The sequence below is a fragment of the Halovenus marina genome, assembly GCF_051414115.1.
Classification (GTDB): Archaea; Halobacteriota; Halobacteria; order Halobacteriales; family Haloarculaceae; genus Halovenus; species Halovenus marina.
This window is the reverse complement of the sequence record NZ_JBLKNZ010000001.1, coordinates 2,836,152-2,856,086: the sequence shown is the minus strand read 5'-3', so window position 1 is coordinate 2,856,086 and position 19,935 is coordinate 2,836,152. Positions and strand designations below refer to the sequence as shown.

At 64.2% G+C, this 19,935-nt stretch carries 15 protein-coding genes; 7 read left to right on the top strand and 8 right to left on the bottom strand.

Annotated features, from left to right (window positions below):
- The first annotated feature begins 31 nt into the window (after positions 1-31).
- Positions 32-2,446 carry an ATP-dependent DNA helicase gene (locus ACMGFL_RS14570; protein ID WP_436936263.1) on the top strand — a complete coding sequence of 805 codons (2,415 nt, stop codon included), beginning with the start codon at positions 32-34 and terminating at the stop codon, positions 2,444-2,446.
- On the opposite strand, the gene ACMGFL_RS14565 is transcribed toward ACMGFL_RS14570, so the two are convergent.
- Positions 2,447-3,832: a glycoside hydrolase family 18 protein gene (locus ACMGFL_RS14565; RefSeq protein WP_436936262.1), complete on the bottom strand. Its 1,386-nt coding sequence runs from the start codon at positions 3,830-3,832 to the stop codon at positions 2,447-2,449.
- Positions 3,833-4,035: 203 nt separating this feature from the next.
- Here ACMGFL_RS14565 and ACMGFL_RS14560 point away from each other — a divergent pair, with 203 nt between their 5' ends.
- Positions 4,036-7,143, top strand: a complete 3,108-nt coding sequence (locus ACMGFL_RS14560; RefSeq protein WP_436936261.1) for an FAD-binding and (Fe-S)-binding domain-containing protein — start codon at positions 4,036-4,038, stop codon at positions 7,141-7,143.
- Between the two features lie 23 nt (positions 7,144-7,166).
- Here ACMGFL_RS14560 and ACMGFL_RS14555 read toward each other — a convergent pair whose 3' ends face one another.
- The gene (locus ACMGFL_RS14555; protein ID WP_436936260.1) at positions 7,167-7,523 is read right to left on the bottom strand and encodes a hypothetical protein; all 357 of its coding nucleotides are present in this window, start codon (positions 7,521-7,523) and stop codon (positions 7,167-7,169) included.
- Between the two features lie 165 nt (positions 7,524-7,688).
- Here ACMGFL_RS14555 and ACMGFL_RS14550 point away from each other — a divergent pair, with 165 nt between their 5' ends.
- From ACMGFL_RS14550 to ACMGFL_RS14540, 3 genes are all read left to right on the top strand, one after another.
- Positions 7,689-9,182 carry a carboxypeptidase M32 gene (locus tag ACMGFL_RS14550; RefSeq protein WP_436936259.1) on the top strand — a complete coding sequence of 498 codons (1,494 nt, stop codon included), beginning with the start codon at positions 7,689-7,691 and terminating at the stop codon, positions 9,180-9,182.
- 50 nt (positions 9,183-9,232) lie between these two features.
- Positions 9,233-10,048: an SAMP-activating enzyme E1 gene (ubaA, locus tag ACMGFL_RS14545; protein ID WP_436936258.1), complete on the top strand. Its 816-nt coding sequence runs from the start codon at positions 9,233-9,235 to the stop codon at positions 10,046-10,048.
- 79 nt (positions 10,049-10,127) lie between these two features.
- Entirely contained in the window at positions 10,128-10,442 is a 315-nt protein-coding gene (locus ACMGFL_RS14540; RefSeq protein WP_436936257.1) for a hypothetical protein, read from the top strand.
- Here ACMGFL_RS14540 and ACMGFL_RS14535 read toward each other — a convergent pair whose 3' ends face one another.
- The 3 genes from ACMGFL_RS14535 to ACMGFL_RS14525 all read right to left on the bottom strand — a co-directional run bounded on the left by ACMGFL_RS14535 (position 10,443) and on the right by ACMGFL_RS14525 (position 13,537).
- Entirely contained in the window at positions 10,443-11,363 is a 921-nt protein-coding gene (locus ACMGFL_RS14535; protein WP_436936256.1) for a cobalamin-binding protein, read from the bottom strand.
- Between the two features lie 60 nt (positions 11,364-11,423).
- The gene (locus ACMGFL_RS14530) at positions 11,424-11,723 is read right to left on the bottom strand and encodes a DUF6432 family protein (RefSeq protein ID WP_436936255.1); all 300 of its coding nucleotides are present in this window, start codon (positions 11,721-11,723) and stop codon (positions 11,424-11,426) included.
- Between the two features lie 203 nt (positions 11,724-11,926).
- Positions 11,927-13,537, bottom strand: coding sequence for a carbohydrate-binding protein (locus tag ACMGFL_RS14525; RefSeq protein WP_436936254.1), 1,611 nt, complete (start codon positions 13,535-13,537; stop codon positions 11,927-11,929).
- Positions 13,538-13,699: 162 nt separating this feature from the next.
- Between ACMGFL_RS14525 and pheA the strand changes: the two genes are divergently transcribed.
- Positions 13,700-14,518, top strand: coding sequence for a prephenate dehydratase (gene pheA, locus ACMGFL_RS14520; RefSeq protein ID WP_436936253.1), 819 nt, complete (start codon positions 13,700-13,702; stop codon positions 14,516-14,518).
- Positions 14,519-14,542: 24 nt separating this feature from the next.
- Here pheA and ACMGFL_RS14515 read toward each other — a convergent pair whose 3' ends face one another.
- Positions 14,543-15,298 (bottom strand): DICT sensory domain-containing protein, encoded by a 756-nt coding sequence (locus tag ACMGFL_RS14515; RefSeq protein ID WP_436936252.1) that lies wholly within the window; start codon positions 15,296-15,298, stop codon positions 14,543-14,545.
- Between the two features lie 210 nt (positions 15,299-15,508).
- Between ACMGFL_RS14515 and thsA the strand changes: the two genes are divergently transcribed.
- A complete protein-coding gene (gene thsA, locus ACMGFL_RS14510) occupies positions 15,509-17,185 on the top strand; it encodes a thermosome subunit alpha (protein WP_436936251.1) in 1,677 nt (558 codons plus the stop codon).
- A 188-nt stretch (positions 17,186-17,373) separates the two neighbouring features.
- Here the strand turns inward: thsA and ACMGFL_RS14505 are convergent, their stop codons facing one another.
- Positions 17,374-19,083, bottom strand: a complete 1,710-nt coding sequence (locus ACMGFL_RS14505) for a hypothetical protein (protein ID WP_436936250.1) — start codon at positions 19,081-19,083, stop codon at positions 17,374-17,376.
- Positions 19,080-19,865 carry an ABC transporter ATP-binding protein gene (locus ACMGFL_RS14500; protein WP_436936249.1) on the bottom strand — a complete coding sequence of 262 codons (786 nt, stop codon included), beginning with the start codon at positions 19,863-19,865 and terminating at the stop codon, positions 19,080-19,082. The genes ACMGFL_RS14505 and ACMGFL_RS14500 overlap by 4 nt, the downstream gene beginning before the upstream one ends.
- Positions 19,866-19,935: the final 70 nt, after the last annotated feature.

Below are 19,935 nucleotides of genomic sequence, written 5' to 3'. Positions count from 1 at the left end.
TCAAACCCGAGGGCGACTCACTCCCGGGCACATGGCCGACGCCGACGCGTGGCGGTCGTATTTTGGCTTCGATGAGCCGTACGACAACCAGCGAAACGCCATCGAGACGGCAATCGACGCTGGCGAGCGCGGCGGCTATCTCGCGATGGAAGGCCCGTGTGGCACGGGCAAGACGATGGCCGCGCTGACCGCCGGCGCGACGCTCGTACGCGAGGGGGAGTATGAGCGCATCGTCGTCGTCACGCCGGTCAAACAGCAGCGCGCGCAGTTCGTCGAGGATCTGCGAACGATGAACGCAAGCCTCGACGACCCGCTCGCTGGTATCGCACTCGTCGGCAAGCGCGACCTGTGTCCGTACGGCCGCGAGGAGGTTTTCCCCGACAGCGTCGGCACCCACGACCGGTGTGAGGACCTGCGGGAGAACACGGCCGGTCTGGTCGAAAGCGAGGGGGGCGACGACCGGGCGGTTGCATCGAGCGCCGACGGCACGGCAGTCGACGCGAGCGGGGACGAGGACATCTGGTGGGACCCACAGCGAGCCAGCGACCTCGCAAAGGCCGCCCGCCCAGACGCGGCCGGACAGCGAACGCTCGGAACTGGCGGCCTCGAAACTGCTGGCGTGGAGACGCCCTACCGCCCGGAACAGCCAGCGGCGCCGGAATCGATGACCGAGAGCGACGACCCGCCGCTGTACTGTCCGTTCGAGGCCGACTGGTACGCCCGGAACAAGGGATCGCCGGTCGGGTTCGCGGACGGCGACCGGAACGTCCTCACCGCCGATGAGTACCTGCCCGGCGCGGCCGAGCGGGGCACCTGTCCCCATCGCGCGATGAGCGCCCTGCTCGACTCGGCGGACGTAGTCGTCGGCAACTACAACCACCTGTTCGACCCGAACGCGCGGCCGCTTCTGGAACCGATCCTCGACGAGGACACCTTTCTCGTCGTCGACGAGGCCCACCGTCTCGAAGAGCGGGTGCGGGACCTGCTCTCGGACCGGGTCGGGCGGGCGACGCTCAAGCGGGCGCGCAACGACTGCGAGCAACTGCTCGCGCGGGCCAGACAGGGAACCGACCACAAGGCACAGGTGCGAGACCGACTCGCGAGCCACGAGGTACCACTCGAAGCGGTCGACCGGGCGCGGGCGTTCTACGACGACGTGCTCGGCTGGCTCGACGACCAGATCGCGGCGGAACTCACCGCGGAGTACGGGCCGGAGTGGCGAACGGACGCGGAGCGACTGCCCGACCGACTGGTCGAACTGCCGCTTCGCGACCCGGAGACCGTCGAACCCGACGAGTTGACGACGTGGGCGCAGTCAGAGGGCTACACCGGCGAGTTGTGGCGCTCGCTCTCGGCGGTCGGCGGGGCCGTCGAGGATACGCTCGATGCGCTCGGAGTGACCCGCACGCCGGTCTGTACCGCCGTCGGCGCGTTGCTGGGACGGTGGTGGGAGCGAGATCACGCCAGTTCGCTCCGGGAGATTGCGCTGGAGCACTCGCCGCGGAAGGACAGTTCGCTCGAACAGCCCTGGCAGGCGACCCACACCGCCGGACTCGTCCGCTTCGAGTGCATGCCGGGTGAGCGCCTCCGCGAGACGTTCGACGAACTCGGCGGCGGCGTGTTGATGAGCGCCACGCTCGAACCGATGGACGTCTTCGAGGAGGTGTCGGGCCTCGCGGCGCTTGCGGCTGACCGGCCGATTCGCACCCGCGCGTACGACCTGCCATTTCTCGAGCAGAACCGGGCGAGTTGGCTCGTCGACGCCGACCCGTTCACCGCGCGCAACCGCGGCGACCCGGCCGAGAATCGCGACCCGGAGACGTGGAACCGCACCCGAGACGAGTATGCCCACGTCCTGCGGACGCTCGCGCGCTCGCCGGGCAACGTCCTGCTCGCCCTGCCGAACTACCGCGAGGCCGAGTGGGCCGCGGCCTACCTGACCGAGGCAGTCGACAAGCCCGTTCTCTGTGACGAGAGTTCATCGAACGAGGAGACAGAGCGCCTCAAGAGTCGGTTTTTCACGGGAGACGGAAAGGTGCTGGTGACGAGCACGCGCGGGACGCTGACCGAGGGCGTCGATTACGACGGCGCGAAACTCCGCTGTTGTGGAGTGGTCGGCGTTCCGCTCGTGAACATCGGATCACCGCGAGTCCGGGCCGTCAAGCGGGCCTACGCCGACGCCTTCGGCGACGAACACGCCTTCGAGTACTCGCTGACGGTGCCAGCGGTCAGGCGCGCACGCCAGACCATCGGGCGGGTAATCCGCGGCACCGACGAGGTTGGCGTTCGCGCGCTCGTCGGTCATCGCTACACGCCCGACGCACGCCACAGCGTCTATCCGTATCTCTCTGCGGACGAACAGGCGGAGTTCGTCCAGTTGACTCCGGAGTTTCTCCCGGGGCAACTCGACGCGTTCTGGGCCGAGCGAGACCTGCCCGATGACTGACTACTCCGGGTACTCGTGAAGTCGTTCGTTGACCGTATCGAGCAGTACCTCGTTTTTGTCGCCGTAGTGTTCCCAGAACATCACGCCGCCAAGGTCGTTGTCGACGGCGTATTCCGTCTTGTAGGCGATCGATTCGGAGTCGTCGTAGGTGATAAACACCTCTTCCTCCGCGGAGTACAGCCAGGGAACCTTCGCCTCGTCGTGCCAGTGTTTCTCGTATGTATCGCTGGTCTCGTAATTCTGGGCCAGGTCCCAGTAGTCGTGCACGCCGGGTGACCACGTTCCCTGTGGCGTCCCGTCGAACGATTGATAGAGACCGTCGTTGTCGGCGGGAACGTCGTCGAAGCTCCGCCCGTAGAATGCCAGACCGAGCACCAACTTTTCGTTGGGGATGGGCTGGTCTTGCCACCACGTGATCGACGCATCGACGTTCAACTGCGCGGCCTCCTGTTCGTCCCGCGGGTCGTTTTCGAGTTCGTACATCGGTGTCTGGAAGTTCGTCAACTCCCCCCACGACCCGTGATAGTCGTAACACATGACGAGGATGTGGTCGAGATACGGTTCGATCTCTTCGATCAGTAGATTGCCAGCGATCTCCGGATTTGCCGATGACGCCATCGTGAGGCTGTACTCGGCGTCGTCTTCGTTCTCCGCGGCGTCGAGCTGGTCTCGACACTCCTCGAGCAGCAACACGAAGTTCTCCGGGTCTTCCTCACGAACCGTATTGTCTGGGTGTCCGCCACCACCGGGGTACTCCCAGTCGATATCCAGCCCGTCGAAGTCGTATCTCTGCATGATCTTGATCGCCGAGGACGCGAACCGCTCGCGGTTTTCCTCGGTCATTGCCGCATCCGAGAAGTTACCCGAGAACGTCCAGCCGCCGATCGACAGCAGAAACTCCGTCTCGGGATAGTCCTCCTTGTAGGACTGAAATGCGCTGAGGTTTTCCGGGTCGCCGCCGGCATCACCGAGGATCACTTGCCCGTCCTTCTCGACGTCGAGAAACGCGTAGTTCATCGTCGTGATCTTCCCTTTCGGAACGTCGTACGGCACGTAATCACGCGCGTACCGCGCCCAACTCGTGTAGTACCCGACGACCTCGTAGTCGTCTGGCGCGTCGTACGCTTCTGACTCTTCGGGCGTCGGCGTCTCCTCCGGGGTTGGCGTCTCCTCTGGTGTCGGTGTCTCTTCGGCTGGCGTCCCCTCCGGCGTGGTCGTCGGTGTCTCGTTTGCCGGTGTCTCCTCGGGCGCTTCTCCGTCGCCCCCGTCGCCGCCGGTACAGCCAGCCAGCCCGACGAGCCCGCCGACACCAGTCGTTCTGAGAAACCACCGCCTCGATTGTCTTGATACTGTTCGTCCCCCGTCCGTCCGTCTTTCGTTCGACATCGCTATTTGGAATACTGCCTACCGCCTCAAAATTGTTTATCTCTCTGCGAATCTCTCCGTTCACGTGCTGTCGTCGGAGTGACTGAAACTGCTGTCCTGTCGCCGCCGACACAACCGGGCACTGGTCGTGTCGCTTCCGGGGAGAAGGGTTAAACCGAAACCGCCCGGAGTCGGATCTGAACGACCACACACGCCACCAAACGATGAGTGATGCATCTGACCCACACGGCCGGAGTACGAATCGTCACGAGGGAGACGGACAGCGTCCGAACCACCTCGACGGCCGAAACCACCCCGAGACAGCGCCCAGAAGCAACTACGACTACCGAAGCCCACAGATCGAACGCCCCGACCTGCTCGCGGACCTCGACAGCCGCGTCGAGGGGGAGGTTCGCTTCGACTCCTACACGAGACAGCTCTATGCGACCGACGCGAGCGCGTACCAGCAACTCCCCATCGGCGTCGTCGCGCCTGTCTCGACCGACGACGTGCAGGCGGTCGTGGAATACTGCGCGGACCACGAGGTTCCGGTGTTGCCCCGCGGCGGCGGGACGAGCCTCGCCGGACAGGCCGTCAACGAGGCGGTCGTCCTCGATTTCAAAAAGGAGATGGACGCAGTCCTCGATATCGACCCCGAAAGCCAGACCGTCCGCGCAGAGCCGGGGATCACGCTCGCACGCCTGAACGACCGGCTGGAACCGCACGGCCTGAAGTACGCACCCGACCCGGCGTGGGGCGACAAGAGCGTCCTCGGCGGCTGTATCGGCAACAACTCCACGGGCGCACACTCGCTGAAATACGAGAAGGCCGACGGCTACATCGAGTCCGTCGAGGCGGTGCTCGCGGACGGAACGGTCACGACCTTCGGCTGGATCGACGTCGAGGAACTGCACGACCGAGCGGACGCTGTCTCCACCGATGACGGGGACAAGACCGACATCGAAGACCGCATCTACGCAGAAGTCTCGCGGATTCTCCGGGAGGACGGCGACGAAATCGAATCCCGGTACCCGGACATCACCAGAAACGTCTCGGGGTACAACCTCGACAAACTCGTCGAAGACGCGGACGAGCGCGGCGCGGTGAACATCGGCCGCTTGCTCGCGGGGAGCGAGGGCACCCTCGCTATCGTGACCGAAGCGACAGTCTCGCTGGAACCGATCCCCGAGACGAAGTCGGTCGTGTTGTTGACCTACGACGACATCATCGACGCGGTGACCGACGTTGCCCCGATTCTCGAACACGACCCCGCAGCGGTCGAGGTGATGGACGACGTGTTTCTCGACCTGGCCGCGGAGCGCCCGGAGTTCGCCCCGGTCGTCGAGATGCTCCCGGAGGGGACCGAATCGACGCTGCTGGTGGAGTTTTACGCCGAGTCGACTGACGACGGCAAACAGAAAGTCGCCGACCTCCTCGCCGACCGACTGCCCGGCTACGAGGCGACTGTCCAACCGGCCGAGGGGGCAGTCGACACCGACGCTCCGACCACCGCCGTCGACGCGCTGGAGGCCTACGACGCCGACCGGCAGGCCAAGTTCTGGAAGATGCGCAAGGCTGGATTGCCAATCTTGCTCTCTCGCACCGGCGACGAGAAACACTGGGCGTTCGTCGAGGACACTGCGGTTCCGGCCGAGAACCTTCCCGAGTACGTCGCCGACCTGCAGGAGTTGTTCGACGACCACGACACCTTCGCCTCCTACTACGCCCACGCCGGACCCGGTGTGCTCCACATTCGCCCACTGCTGAACCTCAAAACCGAGGCGGGCATCGAGACGATGTCGGCGATTCTCGACGGCGTGACCGACCGCGTCATCGAGTACGGCGGGTCGGTGTCGGGCGAACACGGCGACGGGCGGGCGCGCACGAAGTACAACCGGAAACTCTACGGCGACGACCTCTGGGAGACGTTCCGCGAGTTGAAGACCGCCTTCGACCCCGACTGGCTGTTGAATCCCGGCAACGTCTGTGGTGACTTCGACCCCACCGAGAACCTCCGCTTCGACCCCGAGTATCAGTTCGACGCTGGCTTCGAGCCAGCCATGGAGTGGGACAACGAGAACGGCTTTCAGGGGATGGCGGAACTCTGTCACGGCTGTGGCGGCTGTACCGGCCATCAGGAGACGACCGGCGGCGTGATGTGTCCGACCTACCGCGCGGTCGAAAACGAGGAGATCCTCTCGACGCGCGGCCGTGCGAACGCCCTCCGGCGGGCGATGAGCGGCGAACTCCCCGAGGACCCAACCGACGAGGAGTTCGTTCACGAGGTGCTCGACCTGTGTATCGGCTGCAAGGGCTGTCGGAAGGACTGCCCCAGCGGCGTCGACATGGCGAAACTCAAAGCCGAACTGAAACACGAGCACCACCAGCGGGAGGGGGTCCCGCTACGCGACCGGTTTTTCGCCAACGTCGAACGGCTGTACGGCCTCGGGAGCGCCTTCGCGCCGCTTTCGAACTGGGCGACGAGCGCTCCCGGGAGCGGTCTGATCGCCGAGAAACTGCTGGGTATCGCTCGAGAGCGGGACCTCCCGACTTTCAAGCGCGAGACACTCCAGAAGTGGAACGACACGCGCACACCCGCCGTCTCCGAAGCCGAGGCCGACCGGAAGGTACTGCTCGTCGCAGACCCCTACACGAACTACACGCAACCGGCGGTTGGGAAGGCGGCGGTCCGGACGCTCGAAACCGCAGGCGTCCACGTCGAAATTCCGGACGAGGTGACCGACAGCGGGCGGCCCGCTCACTCGAAGAGCATGCTCGACAAGGCCCGCGACATCGCACGGGAGAACGTCGACACACTCGCGCCGAAGGTTCGAGACGGCTGGGATGTCGTCTCTGTCGAACCCTCCGACGCCGTGATGTACCAACTGGACTATCTCGACCTGCTGACCGGCGACGATGCCGAGGCAGTCGCGGCGAACGCCTACGGCGTCATGGAGTACATCGATACGTTCGGCCTCGACGAACGCGTCTCGCTCGACGGGGCGAACAACCCGCTCACCTATCACGGCCACTGCCAGCAGAAGGCGACCTCGAAGGACCACCACGCGGCGAACGTCCTCTCGCGGGCGGGCTACGACGTGGACGAACTCGACTCGACCTGCTGTGGGATGGCCGGTTCCTTCGGCTACGAGGCCGAACACTACTCGATGAGCAAAGCCATCGCGAGCATCCTCTTCGACCAGGTCGACGACTCACCCGGCGAGACTGTCGTCGCGCCGGGCACGTCCTGCCAGTCACAGCTACTCGAATACGACGGCGTGGACGGGAAACCCTCACACCCCATACAGGCGCTCGAAGGTGCACTTGAGTGAGACAGATACCCCACCAGTCGCTGTCACCGCTCGAAAACGTCGGGAAGCAACGCAGATAGCATCGTTTCTGTCGATTCTCCGCTCGCTTGGGACTCTAATTTCCGGTTTTTCTCTGCCAGCAGTCGTTCGTAGCGTTCGATCATGGTCTGTCGTTCACACTTCCTACGGGCAAGTTCGGCTTCGAGTTCGCGTATCTCCGCTTTCAGCGAACGGACGCGCTCGTGACAGTCGGTCTGTGAATGGGGAGGGGATCGCCGTGTGTCCGTCCGGCCCGACGAGGGGTCCGTCGACGAACGCCGCGCGTCGCGGGCCGCCTGCAGGCGATTCCACTCCCATCCCCCGCTACCTTTGACGCTCGCAGTGGGGCAGTTTGGTGGCATGAGAGTGCATACCAAGTATTCCATCGGTACACAAAAACCCGCGTCAGACGACTGACAGACGTCGGTTCCGGGGCGTGTTCGACGACTGCGCTCGAGCGTTATTGTCCCGGAGCGCACTCGACACGATCCAGCGTTATTATACCGGAGAGCGCCCAACACGATGGTATGTCCGCCCAATCAGACGAGACCTACGAGACGTTTCTCGAACAGGTGAATCGGATCGAGTATCTCGACGACGCGAGCGGCTACCTCTCCTGGGACCAGCAGGTGATGATGCCCGAGGGTGGCACACCGGCCCGGTCGAAACAGCAGTCGGTGCTGTCCTCGCTCAAACACGAGGTGCTCACCGACGAGACGGTCGCAGACGCGCTCGACGAACTCGACGCGGCCGACCTGGACGAGCGCCAGCAAGCTATCGTTCGGGAGGTCCGACGCGAACACGAGCGCGCCGTTCGCGTGCCCCGTGATCTGGTCGAACAGCTCTCTGAGGCGTCCTCGAACGCCATCCCCGTCTGGGAACAGGCCAAAGAAGAGGACGACTTCGACCACTTTGCGGGGACGCTCGCGGAACTGGTCGAGTTGCGCCGGGAGTACGCGGCGGAAATCGACCCCGACCGGGATCCCTACGCGGTGCTCGTCGAGGACTACGAGCCGTATCTCGACATCGAGACCATCGAGTCCGTGCTCGAACAGCTCCGCGAGGAACTTCCGCCGCTAATCGAGGCGGTCGGCGAGAGCGACGTGGAACTGACCGACCCCTTCACGGGCACCTACGACGAACGCGACCAGGAGGCGCTCGTCCGCGACGCGCTCGACGCGCTCGGCTACGACTGGGACCGGGGACGCCTCGACACCGCGCCCCATCCGTTCTCGCTCGGAACGCAGTTCGACGCTCGCGTCACGACGCGGTTTGCCTCCGACGACCCGATGAAAGCGCTGGGGTCGACAATCCACGAGTTCGGCCACGCACGGTACACGCTCGGCCTGCCCGACGAGGAGTACGGAACGCCGCTCGGGTCCAGTCGCGACCTGTCGGTCCACGAATCGCAGTCCCGCCTCTGGGAGAACCACGTCGGGCGCTCGCGCCCATTCTGGGAGTTTTTCACCCCGACAGTCGAGGACCGTCTCGGCATCGACACCACGCCCCAGGCGCTGTACGAGGCCGCAAACGAGGTGTACGACGACAACCTCATCCGCGTGCAGGCTGACGAGTTGACCTACCACATGCACATTCTCGTCCGCTTCGAGATCGAGCGCGACCTCGTTCGCGGCGACCTCGAAGTCGACGAGATTCCGGGCGTCTGGAACGACAAGATGGAGTCCTATCTCGGCGTTCGACCCGAAACGGACGCCGAGGGCTGTCTGCAGGACATCCACTGGTCGTACGGCAACTTCGGCTACTTCCCGACCTATTCGCTGGGGTCGATGCTCGCCGCCCAGTTGTTCGACGCCGCGGAGGACGAACTCGGGAGTCTGGACGAGGACATCGCCGCGGGCGAGTTCGACCGACTCGCGGAGTGGCTGACCGAGAACGTCCACAGCCACGGCTGCCGGTACACGACGCCGGACCTGATCCGCGAGGCGACCGGCCAGAACATCTCTGCCGATCCATTCCTCGACTACGCCCGCGAAAAGTACGGCGCGCTGTACGACCTGTAGCGGGAGTCACACACCCGTCGGCTTTTGTCCGCTCGGGACGAATCCAGTGTATGAGCGGTCTCACGCCCGAACAACTCGACCGGTACTCGCGTCACGTCATCATGGACGACGTGGGGCCGGACGGACAGGAAGCCCTTGTCGAGGCGTCGGTGCTGGTCGTCGGTGCCGGTGGCCTCGGCTCGCCCGTGTTGCAGTATCTCGGCGCTGCGGGCGTCGGGCAGATCGGCGTCGTCGACGACGACGTCGTCGAGCGGAGCAATCTCCAGCGACAGGTCATCCACGAGACCGACGACATCGGCGAGCCGAAAGTCGAGAGCGCCGCCGCGTTTCTCGACGCGATAAACCCGAATGTCACCGTCGACACCTATCAGGAACGAGTGGTCGTCGACACCGTCGAGGAACTCGTCGCTGACTACGATATCGTGGTCGACGCCTCTGACAACTTCCCCACGCGGTTTTTGCTCAACGACGCCTGCACGCTCGCTGATATTCCGCTCGTCCACGGCTCGATCTATCGGTTCGACGGACAGGCGACGACCTTCACCGGCGGCGAACCCTGTTATCGGTGTCTGTTCCCCGAAGCGCCGCCAGCGGGTGCCGTTCCGGACTGTGCGACTGCGGGCGTCCTCGGCGTGTTGCCGGGGACTATTGGTGCGATTCAGGCCACGGAGACGGTGAAACTCCTGCTCGACCACGGCGAACCGCTCGATGGCCGTCTACTGGTCTACGACGCGGCGGGCATGAACTTCGAGACGGTAACCCTCGCCGCGAACCCGGACTGCCCGGTCTGTGGCTCCGACCCGTCGATCGAGAGCGTTCACGACGTGGAGTACGTCGATTCCTGTACCGTCGCTGATTCGGCATAGGGCGTCTGTTGCGCATTTCTTCGGGTCCGACCTCGATCAGAGCCGACATCACCAAGGCCGATGCGGCCGTGGCCTCGCTATGCGCGTCGTGACCTACATCTACGACTCGGCGGACACACCCGAACACGTCGAGCAGGTGCTCGACCTGCTTGCCCAGCGCGACGAAGAGATAGCTATCCAGGACGTTGCGGCGGGCGACCGCGAGGACACCCTTAGGGACGCGTTGCTGGAGATCCGGAGTGCCGTTCGCATCGGAACCACTCCGGAGGAACTCTACGATGACGGTGGGAATCCAGACCTCTCGACCGGCGCACTCATCACGGAAGCGCCGACGGGTCGGCGGACGCTCTCGGTCGGGCCGGAGGCGCTGGAGACGCTCCGCGAGGAAGCGTAACTACTGTCTCGGCCGCGAGTCTCGCGGCAGATCCGGCCACGGTCGAACGACTTCGTCGGACGTCTCGACCGTCTCGGGGTGAACAATCCCGGCGAGCAGTTCGAGGCTGTCGACGAGTCGCGGCCCCGGGCGGTTCATGTAGTGGTGGCCGTCGATGATCTGTACTCGCCCGTTCCTGACTGCGCGCAACTGTTCCCACCCTTCGCGCCCGATCAGGTCGGCGGTGTTGTCCAGCGTCTGATCGACGCCGAAGCCACAGGGCGCGACGACGAGCAGGTCCGGATCCTCGGCTCTGATGTCGCTCCATTCGTGCGGGCGGGAGGGGTCGCCGGGCTCGGCAAGCCCGTAGGTGCCACCCGCGAGTTCGACCATCTCGGGCACCCAGTGGCCCGCGACCATCACCGGGTCGAGCCAGTCGAGAACAACGACGCTCGGGCCGCTCTCGGGTGTCTCGCGCCCGACGGCGTCGACGCGTGCTTCGAGGTTCGCCAGAACTGTCCGGGCGCGCTCCTCGCGACCCAGCACTCGCCCGAGGCGTTCGACGTCCGCGAGCAGGTCGTCGAGGCTGTGGGGATCGGTGGCGACGACCTCACAGTCGAGTTCCAGGTCAGCGACGGCCTCGCGGACGAGCGAGTCGTCGACGGCACACACGTCACAGATGCCCTGCGAGACGATCACGTCCGGGTCGAGTTCGGCCAGACGCTCCCGGTCGAGTTCGTAGACGCCGCCCTCGTCGACTGCCGCCTGCACTTGGTCGTCGATCTCTCCGCTCGTCGCTGAGGCGTCGACGCGAGAGTGAATGACAGTCGGCAGATCCGTCGCGGCGGGCGGGTGGTCGCACTCGTGAGAGACGCCGACCGGTTCGACGCCGAGTGCGTAACACAGTTCGGTCGCTGACGGGAGCAGCGAGACGACGCGCATACCAGTGCTACAGAGACAGGACGGTAAAAGGGCGCGGTCGATACCACGAGTCCGACTTGCTTAGAACGGCAACCGTCGTCGGATGTCGTCGATGAGATTCGACTCAGTTTCCTCTCCGTTGTCTTCGGGGCCGATGACGTGGTCTTCGACGACGATCACGGTGCGCTCGGATTCGGTGGTGGCCTCGATGAGGTCGTCGGCTTTCAGCGCGGCCAGCGCTCCTTCGAGCGTGTCGATGTCGGTCTCGACGTGTGCGCGCAACTCGAAGACCGTCATGCCGTCCTCGGGACGGTCGGCAAGCGCGTCGAGCACCTCGACTTCGGTGTCGTCGCGGTCACGGTAGGACGGCTTCGCTCGCATCGATCGTAGCTATGTGTGGCCCTGTCTTATAGATTGGCGACTGTCAGACGACGGTGCAAAGACAATACTGGCTCATATACACAAGAGCACCGAGGCGTTACTCGGCTGTGTCCGACTGTGACTCATACTGCTGGCTGTCCGTTCGTACAGATATTCGCCACCCCGGGGCGGCGAATTCATTCAAAATGGTACAGCCAGCAGTATCAGCAGTCCCCGATCTTCTCCCACGGGCCCCACTGGCCGCTGGATCCGGGCTCGTCGCCCTGCGTCCACCAGCTGGCCTCCCAGACGGCACCGTTGTAAACCGCGCGGTCGCCACCCGTGTAGGTTGCTCCCGAGTCCCAGGCGTCGGTCTCTGAACAGTTACCGTCGCCGTCGTCGCCGCCGTCACCGCCGTCACACGATCCGACTTCCTCCCACGGACCCCACTGGGACGAGCCTGGCTCGTCGCCACGTGACCACCACGACACCTCCCAGACAGAGCCGTCGTAGCTCGCACGGTCACCGCTCCGGTAGACCTCGCTTGAGTCCCATGCTGGCGCGTCGCAGTCGCCGCCACCGCCGCCGTCGCTGACGGAGAGGCTCACGGAGGCACTGGCGGTTCTCTCTGCCTCGTCGACGACGGTCACTCGCGGCGAATAGCTGCCCGAGTCGTAACTCTGCGTCGTCGTCGCTGATTGGGTCGTGCGCGTTGTTCCGTTGTCGAAGTCCCACTGATACTCGACGATGGCGCCGTTTGGCGAACTTGACCCCGACGCGTCGAAGGTCACCTGCTCTCCCGGTGATGGGTCACTCGGGCTGACCATCAGGTCAGCGCTGGGGTTCCCGGGATCCGGATCCGGATCCGGATCGGGATTGGAGCCGCCACCGCTGTACTGGCTGAATATCTTCGTGTATTGACCGTCTTCCTCGCCGAGTCGCCATGGGGCGATACTGTACAGCCCCTTTTCTTCAGCGAGTTCGAGTAGTCCCTCGGCGGAGCTTTGAGAGAGTTCGACGTAGCGGGGCACGACGCCGATCATCCCGTAGATTTCGTCCATGGACTTGCCGGGATACTGGCTCGAGATAAACTCCGCCGTCGAGTCGACCGCGGACTCGAAGGTTTGCTTGGTCGGATCCGAACCAAGATGCATGACCATGAGCTGGACGTAATCGAGTTCGAGGTCGGTTTCAGCGATCTCTTCTATCCAGTGCTCGCCCGGCGAGTGTGTGCCGGTATTCGAGTTCATCCCTCGAGCGTCCGCAGCGACGGTGTAGCCGACGGTAAGATCTGGGCGCTCGTCTTGTAGTTGTGAGAGGGCCTTGGCCCGGAGCATGTTCAGGTTCTCCGGTCGACTCCAATCGTCGGCGTTCTCGTCGTCGATGTCGATATGCGAGATGCCAAGGGTATCCAGCACGGTCTCGTAGCCCTGCTTGAGTTCAGATACACTATCGGCATCGCGGGCGATCACCCGGCCTTGATAGCCACCGACCATCAGCCCGACGCTGATGCCGTTGTCCTGCATCCGCTGGACGTCGGGAAGGTGCCTGTCGAGCGGTTGTTCACTGCACCCGCCTTTACATTGGGAGAGCCAGGCGGGATTGACCTCCCCGTCGTCGGTCGCGTCGCCTGCTGGGCCGAAAACGACGTGGTCGACGTCGCGGCTGATCGCATTATCCACCCCAGGTCCCCACGTTCCCACGTACGGGGAATAGATTCCACCTGTGGCTGCTGCTGTCGTCCCTGTCAGGCCGGTCACGCCAGTCACGGCGGCTGCCGCAGCGGCGGATGATTTCAGCACTGTCCGTCGAGTCGGTGTGATGTCTTCGTCCATTGGTTATCCCCCACCCAGATGTGGATGTGACCCTCTATTTGCCCTCTACGTGTATATAATTGCACCCTTTTCCCATTATTGTAACTGATATAGGGTGGACACAGTCCCGTGCAGTTGGCCAGACCGCGAGCCTTTTACTCCCCTGTCATCTACGCCTCGGGTATGCAGGTGCTCACGCTGGGACCGGAAGGGACGTACTCACATCGAGCGGCCAGCGCGGTCGCAAACGACGAGGAGATCTCCTTTACCGAGTCAGTGACGGCAATCGTCGAGGCCGTCGCAAACGGGGAGTACGACCGCGGCGTCGTCCCGGTGGAAAACAGCATCGAGGGGTCGGTGACGGAGTCGCTCGACGCCTTCGCTGAGTACGAGATTGCGGTCGTCAAGGAGGTCATCACGCCGATCCGTCACGCCCTGCTCGCACAGTCGGAGACGTTCGACACCGTCGCCAGCCACGCGCAGGCGCTCGCGCAGTGTCGATCCTATCTTGAGGAGAACTACCCGGACGCCACGCTGGAGGCCGTCGCGAGTACGGCCCGGGGTGTTCAACACGCCCGCGAGGACCCGTCCGTGGCGGCGATCGGACATCCCGCAAACGCCGACGATGACGAGTCGCTTCTCGTACTCGCCGAGGACATTCAGGACCAGACGTCGAACGCGACGCGGTTTCTGGTCGTCGCCCCGGTCTCGGAGCGAAGCGAGGCTGGCGCGAAGACCTCTTTCATCGTGTACCCGGACGTCGACTACCCCGGACTGTTGCTGGAGATGCTCGAACCCTTTGCCGAGCGCGACATCAACCTCACGCGCGTCGAATCCCGGCCAAGCGGGGAGCGACTCGGGGATTACGTCTTCCACATCGACATCGCCGCTGGTCTCTACGAGGAGCGAACGCAGGACGCGCTCGCGGTTATCGAATCCATCGCCGAGGAGGGGTGGGTTCGCCGCCTCGGCTCCTACGACAGCGAGACTGTCATCTACTGACGGTTGGTCTGCCGAGACCAACCGTCAGAGTTCCCGCTGGATGTACCGCGCAATCCGCGTAACTTTGTCGGGTTCGAACGTCCAGTAGCCGTCCCAGACGCGGGGCTCGGTCTCTAATGCAACGAGTGCTGCGTGCGGGTCCGCGGCGGAGTCTGGAACGAACGTGACGAACCACGAGTCGCGGTACTCCTGTGACCGGCCACCGTGGATCGTCACGCCGAACTCGTCGGGAGGTGTCCAGTTCGGGATACCGTACACGTGAGTGTCGACAGGCGACTCCCCGAGTTGCTCGTACACGCGCCGCGTGCCTTTCTCGTCGTTGATGCGGGAGAGTCGCTGGAAGGACGCACGATGTGTTCCGCCCTCGCTCGCGAGCGCGACCCCCTCGATGTATCGTGAGATAGTGATGAGCAGCAGCTTTTCCTTGTTCGATTCCGGATAGCCCCGGAGCCGAAACTGCACGCCGTCGAGTTCCCGAAGCACCGCGGGCAGGTCGAGTTCCTCGGGGCTGCGTGCGCCAGTGATGTACAGGTCCGAGTTGACAAGCAGTATCGTCTTCTCGAGTTCCGTCAGCGTCGAGGACGCGAGCACTGCCTCGTCCTCGACCAGATAGACCATCTCCCCTTCCTCGTCGGGGATCTCCCGTTCGTCGACGTCGACTGGCTGGCCCGCGAACAGCTCCTCCAGCAGATTCTGGACCGGATCGACAGCGTCCCGGTTCACGACGACGAGCGAGAGCGACCCTCGCTCTGCCGAATCGAGGAACTGCCGAAGTGACACGTTCGAAAGAACGGGAAGGACTTACAAGAAGGTGGTGCTCCCTCGAACTGGCGCAGAATATCGGTGACAGCGGTGTTATCTCCTACTTAAATGGTGTCGTATGACAACTATTACCGCGGTAATACCCGGCGACGAACGGGCTTCGATGATAGTCTTCCGCCACTTTTATATAGAATCACATTCAATCTTTCTTTGACTATGGCTCAGCAGATGGGTAACCAGCCCCTTATTGTACTTTCCGAGGACAGCCAGCGGACATCTGGCAAGGACGCACAGTCGATGAACATCACGGCCGGAAAGGCCGTTGCCGAGTCCGTTCGGACGACGCTCGGTCCGAAAGGGATGGACAAGATGCTCGTCGACAACTCGGGCAGCGTCGTCGTGACCAACGATGGTGTCACCATCCTCGACGAGATGGATATCGAGCATCCGGCCGCCAACATGGTGGTCGAAGTCGCCCAGACTCAGGAGGACGAGGTCGGTGACGGCACGACCACCGCTGTCGTCATCGCTGGCGAACTCCTCTCGAAGGCCGAGGAACTCCTCGACCAGGACATTCACGCGACGATTCTCGCACAGGGATACCGACAGGCCGCCGAGAAGGCCACCGAGGTCGTCGAGGACCTGGCCGTCGACGTCGACGCCGACGACACCGAGACGCTCGAAAGCGTCGCGGCGACGGCGATGACCGGCAAAGGTGCAGAGAGCGCACGAGACACCCTCGCCGCGCTCGTCGTCGAGGCCGTCCAGTCCGTCGCGGACGAGGACGGTATCGACACGGAGAACATCAAAGTCGAGACCGCAGTCGGCGGCTCCATCGACCAGTCACAGCTCGTCGACGGCGTCATCATCGACAAGGAGCGGGTCCACGACAACATGCCCCCGCTCAAGGAGGACGCCAACATCGCCCTGCTCGACACCGCCATCGAAGTGCCCGAGACCGAACTCGACACGGAAGTCAACGTCTCCGACCCCGAGCAGCTACAGGAGTTCCTCGACCAGGAGGAACAGCAGCTCAAGGAGATGGTCGACAAGATTGCCGATTCGGGTGCTGACGTCGTCGTCGCCCAGAAGGGCATCGACGACATGGCCCAGCACTACCTCGCACAGGAGGACATCCTCGCAGTCCGCCGCGCGAAGAAGTCCACCGTCGGCGCGCTCTCACGAGCGACCGGCGCACGCGTCGTCTCGAACATCGACGACATCAGCGAAGACGACCTCGGATTCGCTGGCTCCGTCGCAGAGCAGGCGCTCGGCGACGACGACCAGAACATCTACGTCGAGGACGTCGAGGACGCCAAAGCAGTCACGCTCATCCTGCGTGGCAGCACCGAGCACGTCGTCGACGAAGTCGAGCGAGCCATCGAGGACGCGCTCGGCGTCGTCGCGGCGACGCTCGAAGACGGCAAGGTGCTCACCGGCGCTGGCGCACCCGAGGCCGCACTCTCGCTCGAACTCCGTGACTTCGCAGACAGCGTCGGCGGCCGCGAACAGCTCGCCATCGAGGCCTTCGCTGACGCCATCGACGTCGTCCCGCGCACGCTCGCGGAGAACGCCGGACTCGACCCCATCGACTCGCTGGTCGAACTCCGAAGCGAACACGACGCAGGCAACTCCACGTACGGTCTCAACGCCGAGACCGGCGAGGTCTCGGACATGACCGACGTCGCTGTCGAACCACTGCGCGTCAAGACCCAGGCCATCGAGAGCGCGACCGAAGCGGCCGTCATGCTGCTTCGCATCGATGACGTCATCGCGGCTGGCGAACTCAAAGGCGGCAGCGGCGACGACGACGACGAGGCGGGCGGCCCAGGCGGCGCACCCGGCGGCATGGGTGGCGGCATGGGCGGCATGGGCGGCATGGGTGGCATGGGCGGCGCGATGTAGGTTAGCTAACCACCACCCGCCCGGAAGTCTGAGAATCTACACACCTTTTGCGCGCGGATAGTCTCACAGTATCGGGGTGGTGACTGCTGGCGGTGCCAAACCGTCGTTGTGGCAGTAGAGTCGCGGGTATTGCCTTGCTCTTTGAGCAGTCGGCACGGACCCACTCTTCTGGAATTCCGTTCACTTTCTCACGCGAGCGTGTAGCGGTCGATCCGCCGGACTGCGAACAGATACGCGAGCACGGTAGCGACGAGGACGACGACCAGCAGGAGTTGTGCAATCGTTTCGAGCGGCCCCGGATCGACAGCGATTCCGTAGGGGAGATGCGTCGAGAGCAGGTCGCTCATGATGACCGCGTAGATGTCGTCGGCAAGGACGCTCACGGACGACACCGCAAGTGAGACAGCGAGCGAAAAGAGGCCAAAGGCAGTCTTCGAGGGGAGCAACGCCTTCGTTGTCGCGGTGAGGTCGATCCCCTCGAATCGAGGGAATGCAACGCCGAGTCCCGCCGCGAGAACCGCGCCAGCGACCACGACGACTGGGGCGGCCGCACCGACTGCGACGAGCGTCGCCGTCGACCGACCGGCGGCGTGTGCCGTCGCGACGCCGAGTACCGAACTGGCCGGGACGAAGACCAGTGCGGTGGCGAGGACGTAGCCGTGGACGACCTGTCGGCCGCGAACGCGTGCGGAGAGCAGGGTCGGCAGCGTCGCCCCCTGGTCGCCGAGGATGTTGAGCGGGAAGGCGGCCCCGGCGGCCCAGGCACCGTACAGGAGGATGACCCACGGGAGCCACTCGGGAACGAATCCGGTTCGGATCGTCGTCTCGATGGAGGGGAGCACGAACAGCAGGGGGAGGACGACGTAGACGAGTTGCAGCGGCGACCGATAGCCCCGGAGAAGGACGGTCGTCGCGACACCGCGCGTCTCGGGACGAACGCCGACCGCTCGCAACGCGCCGTCGAGCCAGCCAATCAGTGACCGCGAGCCGATCGTCTCATCCGCGGCGGACGCCGCAGTCTCCTCGTCACTCGATCCGGCCGGTCGGACCGCGTCCACGTACCACGCGTATTCGGCGGCACGGATGACGGCGAACACCCCGACAGGGATGAGCGCACCGTACAGGACGACCGCTCCAGCGGCATTCATCGGAGCGGCACCCGTATTCTGCGTCGTCAGGAAGGCGAGATCCGCGAGCCAGCCAAACGGGGATTCGTTCAGCCGTGTTCCGACCGCCGTGAGAATCGTCGCCAGCCGACCGGTCGTGCTGAGCCAGAAGTACCCGACGACGACGCCGACACCGAGCGCTGGCTTGAGGCGCGCAAGCCACGGCGAGCGCCGAAACTGTCCTTTCAGCGCGAGCCCAGTTGCGAAGCCGACCGTCACCGCCGTCACGGTCAGCAGCACTGCCGCAGGCAACATTCCGAGAAGCGGCAGGGGCGTTCCGAGACCGATCGAGATACCGACACCGCCGACGAGTGCTGGTGGAACCACGAAGATTCCGTAGCCGATCACCTGTGCGAGCAGCAACCCCCCGGCCACGTCTTTCGGCGGACGGATAGTCAACATCGTGTCCTGTCCGTCGATCTCACCCTCGGATCCGACGCCACCCATGATCCCGAACGCGACCATCCCGATCCAGCCGACCACGACCAGCGCGAACGGAATCGACGTCGAGGCCGTATCGGCGGCCAGTTCCCGGCCGAATTCGCGCCCGAAGCCAAATATCAGAGGCATCGACACGAGGAGAACGAGCAGGCCGAGCGCGGCCATCGCGAGCCAGAGGTCCTGATTGCGAACCTTCCGCCAGGAGCGGCGGGATTCGACTTTGGCGATCAGATAACTCAGCGAGGGGGATGGAACGATCCCCTCCCGCGATGTGGTAAGCAGCCTGCTCATGTGTCTGAACGTGGCGCAGTCGCGGTCGTCTCCTCTGTCTGGTCGTCCCGCGTGACTTCGAGAAAGACCGTTTCGAGATCCGCGTCGTCGGCCCGCTGTGCGCGGGCTTTCAGTTTGTCGGGCGAGCCCTCTGCGACGAGTCGCCCGTCGTGGATCACGCCGACGGTGTCTGCCAGTTCGTCGGCAACCGGAAGGATGTGCGTCGAGAGGAAGACGGTCATCTCGCGCTGGGCGAGTTCGGCAATCGTCTCGCGCATCGTCCGGGCGGCGCGAGGGTCCAGCCCGCTCGTCGGTTCGTCCAGAAAGAGTACGTCCGGGTCATGCATCATCGCGCCGATGACGCCGAGTTTCTTTTTCATCCCCGTCGAGTAGCCGTCGATCCGCCGGTCGGCATCCGACAGGTCGAACCGGTCGAGATACGCCGCTGTCTGTTCCTCGGCGCGGTCGTCGTCGAGTTCGCGCAACCGAGCGACGTAGCGGAGATACTCCCGGCCGGTCAACTCGTCGAAGACGGGTGGCTCCGCGGGGAGATAGCCGATTCGCTCTGTTAGCGTCGCACGGTCCGTGGTCTGTACGCCCGCGACCGAGGCCGTTCCCTCGGTCGGAGTGGTCAGCGAGGTCAACATCCGCATTGTCGTCGTCTTGCCTGCGCCGTTCGGGCCCAGAAACCCGTACACTGTGCCGCGATCGATCGAGAGATCGAGACCGTCGACGGCGACGATGTCACGTCCGTAGCGCTTCGTGAGTCCATCCGCGAGGATTGCGGAGCCAGTAGTTGTCATTGTCGGTCACACTCTGTGTAAAGCTTCCTTTACAGTAAAGTCTTCTTTACACCCTCACTTAATTGTGTCG

Bases quoted from the DNA above. Each gene is read 5' to 3' on its own strand.
- ACMGFL_RS14570 (WP_436936263.1), top strand. From the start codon at position 32: ATGGCCGACGCCGACGCGTGGCGGTCGTATTTTGGCTTCGATGAGCCG.
- ACMGFL_RS14565 (WP_436936262.1), bottom strand. From the start codon at position 3,832: ATGTCGAACGAAAGACGGACGGACGGGGGACGAACAGTATCAAGACAA.
- ACMGFL_RS14560 (WP_436936261.1), top strand. From the start codon at position 4,036: ATGAGTGATGCATCTGACCCACACGGCCGGAGTACGAATCGTCACGAG.
- ACMGFL_RS14555 (WP_436936260.1), bottom strand. From the start codon at position 7,523: ATGCCACCAAACTGCCCCACTGCGAGCGTCAAAGGTAGCGGGGGATGG.
- ACMGFL_RS14550 (WP_436936259.1), top strand. From the start codon at position 7,689: ATGTCCGCCCAATCAGACGAGACCTACGAGACGTTTCTCGAACAGGTG.
- ubaA (WP_436936258.1), top strand. From the start codon at position 9,233: ATGAGCGGTCTCACGCCCGAACAACTCGACCGGTACTCGCGTCACGTC.
- ACMGFL_RS14540 (WP_436936257.1), top strand. From the start codon at position 10,128: ATGCGCGTCGTGACCTACATCTACGACTCGGCGGACACACCCGAACAC.
- ACMGFL_RS14535 (WP_436936256.1), bottom strand. From the start codon at position 11,363: ATGCGCGTCGTCTCGCTGCTCCCGTCAGCGACCGAACTGTGTTACGCA.
- ACMGFL_RS14530 (WP_436936255.1), bottom strand. From the start codon at position 11,723: ATGCGAGCGAAGCCGTCCTACCGTGACCGCGACGACACCGAAGTCGAG.
- ACMGFL_RS14525 (WP_436936254.1), bottom strand. From the start codon at position 13,537: ATGGACGAAGACATCACACCGACTCGACGGACAGTGCTGAAATCATCC.
- pheA (WP_436936253.1), top strand. From the start codon at position 13,700: ATGCAGGTGCTCACGCTGGGACCGGAAGGGACGTACTCACATCGAGCG.
- thsA (WP_436936251.1), top strand. From the start codon at position 15,509: ATGGGTAACCAGCCCCTTATTGTACTTTCCGAGGACAGCCAGCGGACA.
- ACMGFL_RS14505 (WP_436936250.1), bottom strand. From the start codon at position 19,083: ATGAGCAGGCTGCTTACCACATCGCGGGAGGGGATCGTTCCATCCCCC.
- ACMGFL_RS14500 (WP_436936249.1), bottom strand. From the start codon at position 19,865: ATGACAACTACTGGCTCCGCAATCCTCGCGGATGGACTCACGAAGCGC.